The sequence below is a fragment of the Pseudomonas sp. IT-347P genome, from assembly GCF_949768005.1.
In the GTDB taxonomy this organism is placed as follows: domain Bacteria; phylum Pseudomonadota; class Gammaproteobacteria; order Pseudomonadales; family Pseudomonadaceae; genus Aquipseudomonas.
Genome location: NZ_CATKPQ010000060.1, coordinates 25,443 through 39,137 on the forward strand (window position 1 = coordinate 25,443; position 13,695 = coordinate 39,137).

At 60.5% G+C, this 13,695-nt stretch carries 12 protein-coding genes; 8 read left to right on the forward strand and 4 right to left on the reverse strand.

The window, feature by feature from the left end; translation table 11 throughout:
• Positions 1-31: 31 nt before the first annotated feature.
• From ACM6IV_RS27120 to ACM6IV_RS27135, 4 genes are all read right to left on the reverse strand, one after another.
• Entirely contained in the window at positions 32-880 is an 849-nt protein-coding gene (locus ACM6IV_RS27120) for a cache domain-containing protein (protein ID WP_414872431.1), read from the reverse strand.
• Between the two features lie 113 nt (positions 881-993).
• Complete coding sequence (locus ACM6IV_RS27125) at positions 994-1,848, reverse strand: ATPase (RefSeq protein ID WP_414872432.1); 855 nt, start codon at positions 1,846-1,848, stop codon at positions 994-996.
• A gap of 116 nt (positions 1,849-1,964) precedes the next feature.
• The gene (locus ACM6IV_RS27130; protein WP_414872433.1) at positions 1,965-2,957 is read right to left on the reverse strand and encodes an NAD-dependent epimerase/dehydratase family protein; all 993 of its coding nucleotides are present in this window, start codon (positions 2,955-2,957) and stop codon (positions 1,965-1,967) included.
• Between the two features lie 54 nt (positions 2,958-3,011).
• Positions 3,012-3,905, reverse strand: a complete 894-nt coding sequence (locus tag ACM6IV_RS27135) for a LysR family transcriptional regulator ArgP (RefSeq protein WP_414872434.1) — start codon at positions 3,903-3,905, stop codon at positions 3,012-3,014.
• Positions 3,906-4,001: 96 nt separating this feature from the next.
• On the opposite strand from ACM6IV_RS27135, the gene ACM6IV_RS27140 reads away from it, so the two are divergent.
• From ACM6IV_RS27140 to ACM6IV_RS27175, 8 genes are all read left to right on the forward strand, one after another.
• Positions 4,002-4,403: an ACT domain-containing protein gene (locus ACM6IV_RS27140; protein ID WP_414872435.1), complete on the forward strand. Its 402-nt coding sequence runs from the start codon at positions 4,002-4,004 to the stop codon at positions 4,401-4,403.
• Positions 4,404-4,408: 5 nt separating this feature from the next.
• A complete protein-coding gene (locus tag ACM6IV_RS27145) occupies positions 4,409-5,011 on the forward strand; it encodes a LysE/ArgO family amino acid transporter (RefSeq protein WP_414872436.1) in 603 nt (200 codons plus the stop codon).
• Positions 5,012-5,187: 176 nt separating this feature from the next.
• Positions 5,188-5,784 (forward strand): superoxide dismutase, encoded by a 597-nt coding sequence (locus ACM6IV_RS27150; protein ID WP_027976900.1) that lies wholly within the window; start codon positions 5,188-5,190, stop codon positions 5,782-5,784.
• A 328-nt stretch (positions 5,785-6,112) separates the two neighbouring features.
• Entirely contained in the window at positions 6,113-8,164 is a 2,052-nt protein-coding gene (locus ACM6IV_RS27155) for a putative bifunctional diguanylate cyclase/phosphodiesterase (RefSeq protein ID WP_414872437.1), read from the forward strand.
• Positions 8,165-8,303: 139 nt separating this feature from the next.
• Positions 8,304-9,656 carry an imelysin family protein gene (locus ACM6IV_RS27160; RefSeq protein ID WP_414872438.1) on the forward strand — a complete coding sequence of 451 codons (1,353 nt, stop codon included), beginning with the start codon at positions 8,304-8,306 and terminating at the stop codon, positions 9,654-9,656.
• Between the two features lie 277 nt (positions 9,657-9,933).
• On the forward strand, positions 9,934-11,361 hold the full coding sequence (locus ACM6IV_RS27165; protein ID WP_414872439.1) for a di-heme oxidoredictase family protein: 1,428 nt from the start codon (positions 9,934-9,936) through the stop codon (positions 11,359-11,361).
• A 26-nt stretch (positions 11,362-11,387) separates the two neighbouring features.
• Positions 11,388-12,452 carry an imelysin family protein gene (locus ACM6IV_RS27170; protein WP_123453745.1) on the forward strand — a complete coding sequence of 355 codons (1,065 nt, stop codon included), beginning with the start codon at positions 11,388-11,390 and terminating at the stop codon, positions 12,450-12,452.
• A 14-nt stretch (positions 12,453-12,466) separates the two neighbouring features.
• Positions 12,467-13,567: a DUF1513 domain-containing protein gene (locus ACM6IV_RS27175; protein WP_414872440.1), complete on the forward strand. Its 1,101-nt coding sequence runs from the start codon at positions 12,467-12,469 to the stop codon at positions 13,565-13,567.
• Positions 13,568-13,695 lie beyond the last annotated feature (128 nt).

Here is a 13,695-nt window from a genome sequence, read left to right on the forward strand (position 1 = left end):
GGCTCACTCCTACAGGGGGACGGTGTTTCACTCAGGGGCTGTAGTAGCCCACCGCGACGAGGAAATGCCCGGTCTTCTTCAGGTAGGCATGCTTGTCCTCGACCTTGCCTGTCACCGGGTTCTTCCAGCGGTATTCATACTCACCGTCATCCTGCCTGGCAATCAGCGCCAGAATCGGCTCGCCCACCGGTTTGCCATCGGGATCCTTGATCTTGCCGAAGTCGGTGTTGATCAAGCGCAGATTGGTGCCATGGGCAACATAACGCTGGGTGTTCAGGTCGACCACGAACACATACAGGTCATCCTGCAAATAGCCACCCTTGAGCGAATTGATTGCAGTCAGTGTGCCTTTCTCGTCTTTGCCCAAATCGCTGGTCGCTTTGTCCAGCAGTGCTTTGGCCTGCTCCGCCGAGGCTCGCGGCAAGTAGTAACCCACTGCCAGAATTCGCTGACCGATACGCTGGTAATACACATGCTTGCGTTCGACCTTGCCGTCGGACCAGTTCTGCCAACGGTATTCGGCCTGCTGGATGCCGTTGCCTTCCGGCACCGTCAGCGCTTGTTTGAAGGCTTTCTGCAGATCCGGGCCGAGCACTTCACTGACGTCACGGCCGATCAACGCTGATGAAGGCCCGCCGCTGGCGAGCATCACGCCTTTGGTGTCGACCACGAACACGTAACGATCCTTGTCGACGAACTCGCCCTGACGACTGAACGCGGCGAACGCCTTGTCGCCGTTGTCGTGGTAGTAGGCCAGAGCTTTTTCCAGCAAGGCGATGGCGGCCTGACTGTCATCCCTGGCGGTCGTGGCGGCGCTGGCCTGGCCGAAAACGGCCAGCAGCAGCAAACAGAGACAGGCGATTTTTTGCACAAACCCCATGACGCATCCCTCGTTCTTGTTGGTGTTTCAAGAGCGTAGACGGCTTGGGGTGATGTACGAGTATTCAGAATGATGCAGGGGATTACACAATCCCCTGCACTGATCAACAACGCTTACGGGCGGGCGTTGATCTGCTGCTGCAAATTCTGGATCTGCGCCTGCAGCGTATTGATGTTGCGAGTCATCTGCCCGCGGAAGGCGTCGAATTCAGCGGTATTGCCGCCGCCCTGCGGGGCTGACGGGCGATTGTCCTGTTCACTTTTGAGCACGACGATTTCCTGCTCCAGACGATCGATCGCGGCGCTAGGATTGCCCTGTTTCTTCAACGCCGCGATGTCGGCGCCAAGGCTTTTGAACTGCGCATCAAAGGCCTTCAACTGCGCATCGACCTTGCTGGTGTCGGCCGGCGTGCTTTTCACCGTCGCCAGTTCCGCGCTCAAGGCTTTGATCTGCGCTTGCAGCTGGGTATTGGCGTTCTGTTGTTCGGTGGTCTGTGCGGTCATCTGCGCCAGGCGCTTGTCCAGATCACTGGCCTGCCCTGCCACGCCTTGTTGCTGTTTGCTCTGATCAAGCAGCTTGCCTTCCAGCTGTTTGATTTGCAGCTTCAGGGCTTCGCTGTCGCTGGTGACGTTGGACTGACTGGCCACGACCTTGCCGGAAATGTCCTGCAAGCGTCCGGCGGCTTCTTCACTGATCCGCGCGAAGCTTTCCTGGGTCGCCACCAGTTGCTGTTCCATCAGCGAAATCTGCTGGAAGCTCCACCAGGCCAGGCCGATGAAAGCGAAAAACAATGCGCCGACCAACGCCCACAACGGGCCGGTGCTGGCCGTCTTGACCTTGACCACGGGGGGCGTGCGCGAATGCACGGAGGTGCGGGCGGTGGTCGGAATGTCATCGTCGTCGAAGGTGTCGGCACGCAGGCTCGGGACATCGTCGAAATCGTCGTGGGCATCATTACGCATGGACATTGAGGCAACCTTTGTGAAACGCGGTGATGGCTAAATGCTGCGAAGTATAACCGTCGCAGCCGCAGGGATTGACCCCCAAGCGGCTACACGGTTCATTGCCGCCCGGCCGAATCGTTTCAACGGATGTCCTGAGCTTTCCACCACGCGCAGAACTCATCCAGCGCCGACCACAGGCTGACTTTCGGATCGTAGTCCAGATAATGCCGGGCGCGGCTGATGTCGAGGGTGAAATTTTTTTTCATCACCTGCATGCCCAGCCGCGACAGGGTTGGCTCCGGACGCCCGGGCCAGAGCTTGCACGCGCCCTCGTTGAGCGCCGCGATGCTGTAGGCAAGACCATACGAGCGGTACTTGCTGACTTGCGGCACTTCCATCTTGCGCATCACGTAATTGACCACATCCCACAACGGCACCGGGGCGCCATTGCTGATGTTGTAGGCCTTGCCCAACGCGGAACCGGCGGCCAGCAAACTGCTGAGCATTGCTTCGTTGAGGTTCTGCACGCTGGTGAAATCGACTTTGTTTAGGCCGTTGCCGATGATCGCCAGGCGGCCCTTGCGCTGCATATTCAGCAGGCGCGGGAAGATGCTCATGTCGCCGGCGCCAGTCACGAAGCGCGGGCGCAGGGCGATGGTTTCCAGGCCGAATTCCTGCGCACCAAAGACCTTTTGCTCGGCCAGGTACTTGGTCGCGGCGTAGTGATGTTTGAAGCGCTTGGGCACTTGCTCTTCGGTCAGATTGAAATGATCACGGCCATCGAAATAGATCGATGGCGAGGAAAGATGCACCAGACGCCGGACGCGTTGCTTGAGGCAAGCTTCAACGACGTTTTCGGTGACCTGCACGTTGCCCTGATGAAAGTCCTGATAGCGGCCCCACAGTCCGACGGCGCCGGCGCAATGCACCACGGCCTCAACGTCGGAGCACAGCTCGCGGACCAGATCGGCATCGGTCAGATCGCCGGGGACAAACTCGGCGCCACGGCGCACCAGATGTTCGACGCTCTCGGCCCGGCGACCGTTGACCCGCACGTCCAGGCCCTGCTCCAGGGCGAAACGCGCGAAGCGCCCGCCAATGAAGCCGCTTGCGCCGGTGACCAGAATTTTCATGTAAAGCTCCGATGTCTTTCGTTTTGCCTGATTCGTGTGTCTTGACGCTGGCCGTCAGTCCAACGACACCAGCCATTGCGCCGATGAACGCAGCAACTGCTCGGTCAGCAAACCCAGCAACTGACCGCCATTGCGCCAATGATGCCAGTACAACGGCACGTCGATCGGTTTATCTGGCAACAGTTCGCGCAATGACCCGCGCTCCAGCTGATCGCGCACCTGCAGTTCCGGCACCAGGCCCCAGCCCAGTCCGGCTTCGGTCAGGCGGATGAAGCCTTCCGAAGATGGGCACAGATGATGTTCGAAGCCACCATCGACACCCAACGAGGCGAGATAGCGATGCTGGAGAAAGTCGTCCGGCCCGAACACCAGCGCTGGTGTACGCGGCAATTGTTCAGCACGTACGCCGTCGGGGAAATGCCGTTCGATAAAGGCCGGGCTCGCCAGCGCGCGATAGCGCATCGCGCCGAGCAACACACTGCGTGCGCCGGCCACCGGTCGCTCGCTGGCGCAAAGGCACGCGGCCACTTCACCGGCGCGCATACGTTTGAGGCCGACCGTCTGGTCTTCAACAACCAGGTCAAGCAACAAATGTTGTTCGGCACAAAAATCGCCAACCGCTTCCGCCCACCACGTAGCGAGGCTGTCAGCATTCAGCGCGATGCGCAGACGCTCCGGCAGGCCCTCTTCGTCCAGCGCCGGCACCAGGGTTTGCAGGTCACGCTCAAGCAATCGCACCTGCTGCACATGGTTGAGCAGACGCCGGCCAATCTCGGTCGGCGATGGCGGCGTGCCGCGAATCAACACCGGCTGACCGACCCGCGCTTCCAGCAGTTTGATCCGCTGCGAGATCGCCGACTGCGACAAGCCCAGCACCTGCGCGGCGCGTTCGAACCCGGCCTGTTCGACCACAGCGGCCAAAGCAGAAAGCAATTTGTAGTCGAACATCAGTTTTCCTAATGAGCGATGAGCACTATTGGTTTTTCTTATACAGGTTTCGGCCGGAGAATGGCCAGCAAGCACTCTTTCTCAAGGATCATCCTCATGGCTGGCGAAACGTCTCTCTCAACCTTGTTGCGCAGCATGAGCCCGCAACTCAACGCCGGTGAATACGTGTTCTGCACCCTGCGCGACGATGTGTTGCCGAACGGTCTGGAGGTTGTCGGCAGCTTCCGCGAGCAGGAGGGCCTGACCGTGATTGTCGAACGCTCCCGCGCCGAACAGGCCGGTTTCAGCTTCGATTACGTCGCCGCGTGGATCACCCTCAACGTGCACTCGGCACTGGAAGCCGTTGGCCTCACCGCGGCTTTCGCCACGGCACTGGGCAAGGCCGGAATCAGCTGCAATGTGATCGCCGGCTACTACCACGACCATTTGTTTGTCGGTCAGGCCGACGCAGAACGCGCCATGCAAGTGCTGCGCGAACTCGCAGCCAACGCGGAGTAAACCTTATGTGGCAAAGCTATGTGAACGGCCTGCTGGTGGCGTTCGGGCTGATCATGGCGATCGGCACGCAGAACGCTTTTGTATTGGCGCAGAGCTTGCGCCGTGAACACCACTTGCCCGTGGCGGCGTTGTGCGTGGTTTGCGATGCGCTGCTGGTGGCAGCCGGAGTATTCGGGCTGGCGACGATTCTGGCGCAGAACCCAACGTTGCTGGCCATTGCCCGTTGGGGCGGCGCGACGTTTCTGATCTGGTACGGCAGCCAGGCGCTGCGCCGGGCCTGTTCGAAACAAAGCATGGATCAGGGTGCGAATCAGACCGTACGTTCATTGCGCGCAGTGATGCTCAGTGCGTTGGCAGTGACGCTGCTCAACCCACACGTCTATCTGGATACGGTGTTGCTGATCGGCTCTCTAGGCGCGCAGCAATCGGTGCCGGGCGCTTATGTAGTGGGCGCGGCGAGTGCTTCGTTGCTGTGGTTTTTCACGTTGGCATTGGGCGCAGCGTGGTTGGCGCCATGGCTGGCCCGTCCGAGTACCTGGCGGATTCTCGATCTGGTGGTGGCGTTGATGATGTTTACCGTGGCTGGGCAATTAATTTTCGCGAGCTGATTTATTCCAAACAGCTCTGGAACCTCTATCCCACACAGTTGTTGCGTGGTTATGGCGCAACCCCGGTGCTATGATCGAAACCCTGCGCCGCAAAGAGTAAAAACTCGCCGGTGCATTTCTGGCCGCCCGTGATCGGCCTTGCGCTCACCGCAACAGACCTGATTAGGAGAATCATCATGGCTTTCGAATTGCCGCCGCTGCCTTACGCACACGATGCCCTGCAGCCGCACATTTCCAAGGAAACCCTGGAATACCACCACGACAAGCACCACAACACCTACGTCGTGAACCTGAACAACCTGGTGCCAGGCACCGAGTTCGAAGGCAAGACCCTGGAAGAAATCGTCAAGACTTCCTCGGGCGGTATCTTCAACAACGCCGCTCAGGTCTGGAACCACACTTTCTACTGGAACTGCCTGGCGCCAAACGCCGGTGGCCAACCAACCGGCGCACTGGCTGAAGCCATCAACGCGGCGTTCGGTTCGTTCGACAAGTTCAAGGAAGAGTTCAGCAAAACCTCGATCGGCACCTTCGGTTCCGGCTGGGGCTGGCTGGTGAAAAAGGCTGACGGTTCCCTGGCCCTGGCCAGCACCATCGGCGCCGGCAACCCGCTGACCAGCGGCGACACCCCGCTGCTGACCTGCGACGTCTGGGAACACGCTTACTACATCGACTACCGCAACCTGCGTCCGAAGTACGTTGAAGCGTTCTGGAACCTGGTCAACTGGAAATTCGTGGCCGAGCAGTTCGAAGGCAAAACCTTCACCGCTTAAGCTGCGCGCCAGTCAAAAAACCCGGCTTCGGCCGGGTTTTTTATGCCCGGCGCATGGCGTTTCTCGCACGGCAAAAGCAGCTTCGCGCCGTTTGCCGAGAGCTCACAGCCGACTACCATCAAAGACAGGAAAAAATCTTTGACCCAGTGCTCAAGTTGAGGGCAACTGCAACCGACACAGTTAATTCAGAGCTAATACTCAAATGACGACATCGCGGCCAGGATACCGGCAAATTTTCCCGTGCCTGATTGTCCCTTTGACTGCCAACCCGGGATTGCCAATACTCATGGCAACTTGACGCTACCCGCACGGAACAAGGAATAACCCTTTGAAGCTGGAACTCAAGAACAGCTTGTCGGTGAAGTTGCTCCGGGTCGTGCTCCTGTCGGCATTGATCGTCGGCGTCGTCTTGAGCTGTGCACAGATCGTTTTCGATGCCTACAAAACCCGCCAGGCGGTTGCCGGTGACGCCGAACGCATCCTCGACATGTTCCGTGATCCCTCGACCCAGGCGGTTTACAGCCTGGACCGGGAAATGGGCATGCAGGTGATCGAAGGCCTGTTCCAGGACGATGCCGTGCGTCAGGCTTCCATCGGCCATCCCAATGAAGCCATGCTCGCGCAGAAATCCCGCGAGTTGCAGCATTCCAACAGCCGCTGGCTGACCGACCTGATCCTCGGCCAGGAACGCACCTTCACCACTCAATTGGTGGGGCGTGGCCCGTACAGCGAGTACTACGGCGACCTGAGCATCACCCTCGACACCGCCACTTATGGCGAAGGTTTTATCGTCAGTTCAGTGATCATTTTCATTTCGGGGGTGTTGCGCGCGTTGGCGATGGGCCTGGTGCTGTATCTGGTCTATCACTGGCTGTTGACCAAACCGCTGTCGCGGATCATCGAGCACCTCACCGAAATCAATCCCGACCGCCCCAGCGAACACAAGATCCCGCAGCTCAAGGGGCACGAGAAAAACGAACTGGGGATCTGGATCAACACCGCCAACCAGTTACTGGAGTCGATCGAACGCAACACCCATCTGCGCCACGAAGCGGAAAACAGCCTGCTGCGCATGGCCCAGTACGACTTCCTCACTGGTCTGCCGAACCGCCAGCAATTGCAGCAGCAACTGGACAAGATTCTGGTCGACGCCGGCAAGCTGCAGCGGCGGGTCGCGGTGTTGTGCGTCGGCCTGGATGATTTCAAAGGCATCAACGAACAATTCAGCTACCAGACCGGCGACCAGTTGTTGCTGGCCCTCGCCGATCGGCTGCGTGCGCACAGCGGTCGCCTTGGCGCCCTCGCCCGCCTCGGCGGCGACCAGTTCGCACTGGTGCAAGCGGATATCGAGCAACCTTACGAAGCGGCAGAACTGGCGCAAAGCATCCTCGATGACCTGGAAGCGCCGTTCGCCCTCGACCATCAGGAAATCCGCCTGCGCGCGACCATCGGCATCACCCTGTTCCCGGAGGACGGTGACAGCACCGAGAAGCTGTTGCAGAAGGCCGAGCAGACCATGACCCTGGCCAAGACCCGCTCGCGCAACCGCTATCAGTTCTATATTGCCAGCGTCGACAGCGAGATGCGCCGCCGTCGCGAGCTGGAAAAAGATTTGCGTGACGCGCTGATCCGCGATCAGTTCTACCTCGTCTACCAGCCGCAGATCAGCTATCGCGATCACCGCGTGGTCGGCGTCGAAGCGCTGATTCGCTGGCAACATCCGGAACACGGTCTGGTGCCGCCAGACTTGTTCATACCGCTGGCCGAGCAGAACGGCACGATCATCGCCATCGGCGAATGGGTGCTCGATCAGGCCTGTAAACAATTGCGCGAATGGCACGATCAGGGTTTTGCTGACCTGCGCATGGCGGTCAACCTGTCGACGGTGCAGTTGCACCACGCCGAACTGCCGCGAGTGGTCAATAACCTGTTGCAGATGTATCGCCTGCCACCGCGCAGCCTGGAACTGGAAGTCACCGAAACCGGCCTGATGGAAGACATCAGCACCGCTGCCCAGCACTTGCTCAGCCTGCGTCGCTCCGGGGCGTTGATCGCCATCGATGACTTCGGCACCGGCTATTCATCGCTCAGCTATCTGAAAAGCCTGCCGCTGGACAAGATCAAGATCGACAAGAGCTTCGTTCAGGATCTGCTCGATGACGACGACGATGCGACCATCGTTCGCGCGATCATTCAACTGGGCAAGAGCCTCGGCATGCAGGTGATTGCCGAGGGGGTGGAAACGGCCGAGCAGGAAAGCTACATCATCTCCGAAGGCTGCCACGAAGGTCAGGGTTACCACTACAGCAAACCGCTGCCGGCGCGCGAGCTGAGCGCCTATCTCAAACAGGCGCAACGCAGTAACGCGGCGATCCTTTGAACCATGCCGCTTCACCGTCGCAAATAAGAAATATTTCCAGCCACAACCCTTTACACATAATGCGAAAGATTTGCATTATGTCGCAGTTTTGCGCACCCCCAGCGCGAGTCCACTCAACTATCGAAGCAGGATGTTCGCCATGATTCGTATGCCTCTGGCTACCGCCAGTCTGCTGGCCATCGCTATTTCCCTCGCCGGTTGCGGCGAAGGCAAGGACAAAGACAAAGCCTCCGAAATGACGCCGGCTTCCAGCAGCGCTGCTCCAGCCCCTGCCGCTACGCCTGCGCCTGCTGCCGGTAAAGTCGATGAAGCCGCCGCCAAGGCTGTGGTCGCGCACTACGCCGACATGGTCTTCGCCGTTTACAGCGATGCCGAATCCACTGCGAAAACCCTGCAGACCGCCGTCGACGCATTCCTCGCCAAGCCGAACGCCGACACCCTCAAAGCCGCCAAGGCTGCCTGGGTCGCCGCCCGCGTTCCGTACTTGCAGAGCGAAGTGTTCCGCTTCGGCAACACCATCATCGACGATTGGGAAGGTCAGGTTAACGCCTGGCCACTGGACGAAGGCCTGATCGACTACGTCGACAAATCCTACGAGCACGCGCTGGGTAACCCGGGTGCCACCGCCAACATCATCGCCAACACCGAAGTTCAGGTCGGCGAAGACAAGGTCGACGTCAAGGACATCACCCCGGAAAAACTCGCCAGCCTCAACGAACTGGGCGGCTCCGAAGCCAACGTCGCCACCGGGTACCACGCGATCGAATTCCTGCTCTGGGGCCAGGACCTCAACGGCACCGGCCCTGGCGCTGGCAACCGTCCGGCTTCGGACTACCTCGAGGGCGCGGGCGCTACCGGCGGCCACAACGATCGTCGGCGTGCCTACCTGAAGTCCGTGACCCAACTGCTGGTCAGCGACCTGGAAGAAATGGTCGGCAACTGGAAGCCGAACGTGGCTGACAACTACCGTGCCACCCTGGAAGCCGAGCCGGGCGAAAGCGGTCTGCGCAAAATGCTCTTCGGCATGGGCAGCCTGTCGCTGGGTGAACTGGCGGGCGAGCGCATGAAGGTGTCGCTGGAAGCCAACTCCCCTGAAGACGAACAGGATTGCTTCAGCGACAACACCCACAACTCGCACTTCTACGACGCCAAAGGCGTGCGTAACGTGTACCTGGGCGAGTACACCCGCGTTGATGGCACCAAGATGACTGGCGCCAGCCTGTCGTCGCTGGTGGCTAAAGCAGACCCGGCTGCCGACACTGCACTGAAAGCCGATCTCGCCGCTACTGAAGCGAAGATCCAGGTCATGGTCGATCATGCCAACAAGGGTGAGCACTACGACCAGTTGATCGCTGCGGGCAACACCGCGGGCAACCAGATCGTGCGCGACGCCATCGCAGCGCTGGTCAAACAGACCGGCTCGATCGAAGCCGCTGCCGGCAAACTGGGCATCAGCGACCTGAACCCGGACAACGCTGATCACGAGTTCTGATCACAGCGTCTGCGTCAAAAAAAGGCGACCTTCGGGTCGCCTTTTTCATATGAGCCATACACGGCCCATTGTAGGAGTGAGCCTGCTCGCGATGCGCAGTGTCAGTTGACGAATTAGTGTCTGGTACACCGCTATCGCGAGCAGGCTCACTCCTACAGGGGTTTTGCATGGGGTTCAAGGCTTGCGCCACATCAAGCAAACGATAATTCCTCTTATTCAAACTCCCTCTCCCTGTTAGACTTTGCGCCTTTGTTTTCGCCCGTCCGCAGGATGTCTGATGCCCTCGCTGCCTCTTCGCTTGTCCGCACTGTTTCTGGCCTTGGGCCTGAGTGCCTGCGATGACGCCCCGCGTTTCACCAAGGCCGAACCTGGTGAAGCACGTTCGGGTGGTGCGGCGACCGTGCGCAAGACCGATCAGAACGCGTTCTCCCTGCCCTCGGCCAACCTGCCACCGTCGCGCCGGGTGGATTTCAGTGTCGGCAACAGCTTTTTCCGCAGCCCGTGGGTGATCGCACCCTCGACAACCACGGCACGCGATGGTCTCGGCCCGTTGTTCAACACCAACGCCTGCCAGAACTGCCACATCAAGGACGGTCGCGGCCACCCGCCAACACCGGATGCGGCCAACGCGGTGTCGATGCTGGTGCGCCTGTCGATCCCTGATGCGCCGCAATTTGCCAAAGTCATCGAGCAAGTCGGCGTGGTCCCGGAGCCGGTGTACGGTGGCCAGTTCCAGGACATGGCCGTGCCCGGCGTCGCCCCGGAAGGCAAGGTGCGCGTCGACTACACGCCAGTGCCGATTCGCTTCAAGGACGGCACCGAAGTCGAATTGCGCAAACCGGTGTTGCAGATCACTCAACTGGGTTACGGCCCGATGCACCCGGACACGCGTTTCTCGGCACGCGTCGCCCCACCGATGATCGGCCTCGGCCTGCTCGAGGCGATCCCCGAAGACGCCATCCTCGCCAACGCCGCCGCGCAGGCCAAAGACAACAACGGCATCAACGGCCGGCCGAACCGGGTCTGGGATGACGCACTGCAGAAAACCGTGATCGGCCGATTTGGCTGGAAAGCCGGGCAACCGAACCTCAATCAACAAAATGTTCACGCGTTTTCCGGTGACATGGGCCTCACCACCAGCCTGCGCCCCTTCGATGACTGCACTGACGCGCAAACCGCCTGCAAACAGGCACCGAACGGCAATGGCCCGGACGGCGAGCCGGAAGTCAGCGATAACATTTTGCGTCTGGTGCTGTTCTACAGCCGCAACCTTGCCGTGCCCGCGCGGCGTGGCGTCAACGATGCCGAAGTGCTGGCCGGCAAGAATCTGTTTTTCCAGGCTGGGTGCCAGTCGTGCCACACACCGAAATACACCACCGCCGCCAACGCCGCCGAACCTGAACTGGCCAATCAGGTGATTCGCCCGTACAGCGATCTGCTGCTGCATGACATGGGCGACGGTCTGGCCGACAACCGCACGGAATTCCAGGCCTCCGGCCGCGACTGGCGCACCCCGCCATTGTGGGGGATCGGCCTGACGCAAGCAGTCAGCGGACACACGCAGTTTTTGCATGACGGTCGCGCGCGCAATCTGCTCGAGGCCGTGCTCTGGCATGGCGGCGAAGCGCAAGCCGCGCAGCAACAGGTTTTGTCTTTCAATGCCGGGCAGCGCGCCGCGCTGCTGGCGTTTTTGAACTCACTTTAAACACTGAAAAGAATCGGGAGCCCGACATGTTCCGTCCCAAGCTACTGTTCACCAGCCTTGCCGCGCTCGCCCTCGGCGCCTGCTCGCCGCAGGATCCGCAAGCGGTCACCTCGGCGGCCATCGCCAAATCGGTGATCCTGCCGACCTACACCCGTTGGGTCGAAGCCGACAAGCAACTGGCGGTCAGCGCCCTCGCCTACTGCCAGGGCAAGGAAACCCTGGAGACCGCCCGGGCCGACTTCCTGCACGCGCAGAAAGCCTGGGCCGAGCTGCAACCGCTGCTGATCGGTCCACTGGCCGAGGGCAACCGTTCGTGGCAGGTGCAGTTCTGGCCGGACAAGAAGAACCTCGTCGGCCGTCAGGTCGAGCAACTGGTGGTCGCGCAGCCGCAGATCGATGCTGCCGCACTGGCCAAGTCGAGCGTCGTGGTGCAAGGCCTGTCGGCTTACGAGTACATCCTGTTCGACGCCAAGCCTGACGTCGCCAATGCCGAGCAGAAAGCCAAATACTGCCCGCTGCTGATCGCCATTGGCGAGCGTCAGAAGCAACTGGCCGAAGAGATCCTGCAGAGCTGGAACAACACCGACGGCATGCTCGCGCAGATGAGCAAGTTCCCCAACCAGCGCTACGCCGACTCCCACGAAGCAATCGCCGATCTGCTGCGCGTGCAAGTCACCGCGCTGGACACCCTGAAGAAAAAACTCGGCACGCCAATGGGCCGTCAGAGCAAAGGCGTGCCACAGCCGTTCCAGGCCGACGCGTGGCGCAGCCAGTCTTCGCTGACCGCGCTGGAAGCCAGCCTCGCGGCGGCCAAAACCGTGTGGGAAGGCGTCGACAACAAAGGCCTGCGCGGTCTGTTGCCGGCTGAGCAAAAACCGCTGGCCGACAAGATCGATGCGGCTTATGCCGCTTCGCTGAAACTGTTCGACAGCACCCAGCGTTCGCTCGGTGAAATGCTTGAAGACGACGCCGGTCGTCAGCAACTCAACGATATCTACGACAGCCTCAACGTCGTCCATCGCCTGCACGAAGGCGAACTGGCCAAGGCGCTGGGCATCCAACTGGGCTTCAACGCCAACGACGGTGACTGATGAGGGCAAGTGCCATGCTGCGACGTCAGGTTCTGACTTTAGGTAGTGCACTGCTGGGAGCAGTGACGCTGGGCGGCTGGACGCTGTTCAAACGCAAGGATCAGAGCCCGCTGTTGCTGTCGGCGCGTGACGACACCGACGGTAAGCACTACGCCGTCGGTTATCGGCTCGATGGCACGCGGGTGTTCGCCACTGAAGTCGGCCAGCGTTGTCACGACATCATCAACCACCCGACGCAGCCGATTGCGCTGTTCGTCGCCCGTCGTCCGGGCACCGAGAGTTATCTGGTCGACCTGCGCTACGGTAAGTTGCTGCAGACGGTGACCTCGCAGCCGAACCGGCACTTCTACGGCCACGCCGTGGTGCACAAGGACGGCGAATACCTGTACGCCACCGAGAACGACACCACCGATCCCGGTCGCGGCTTGCTCGGCGTGTACAAGTTCGAAGGCGAGCGGCTGGTGCACACCGGCGAGATTTCCACCCATGGCCTCGGCCCGCATCAGGTATCGTGGATGCCCGACGGCGAGACGCTGGTGGTGGCCAACGGCGGGATTCGGACCGAGGCGGAAAGCCGCGTCGACATGAACCTCAACGCCATGGAGCCGAGCCTGGTCCTGATGCAGCGCGACGGCACGTTGCTGAGCAAGGAAACCCTCGCCCAGCAAATGAACAGCGTGCGTCACCTGGGTATCGCCAGCGACGGCACGATCGTTGCCGGTCAGCAGTTCATGGGCGCGTCCCATGAGCGTTCGGAGTTGCTGGCGATCAAGCGTCCGGGACAGCCGTTCGTGGCGTTCCCGGTGCCGGAGCACCAGTTGCAGTCGATGGGGCATTACACTGCCAGCGTCGCCGTGCACAGCGATTTGCGTCTGGTCGCGCTGACGGCGCCGCGTGGCAATCGTTTCTTTATCTGGGATCTCGACAGCGGCGAAGTGCGCCTCGATGCGCCGTTGCCAGACTGTGCGGGGGTGGGTGCGGTGAAGGACGGGTTTGTCGTCACCTCCGGCCAAGGACGTTGCCGTTACTACGATTGCCGTCAGGATGAGCTGTTGGCCAAGCCGCTGGAATTGCCGGCGGGGCTCTGGGACAACCATCTGCACTTGATGGCCTGAAGCGCCTTTAAAAGATCGCAGCCTGCAGCAGCGCCTACAGGGATACCCTTTACTGTAGGAGTTGCTGCAGGCTGCGATCTCTTTGCGCCCCCCTGTAATAACTGCCAGTTGGAATCACCCCTGCACTC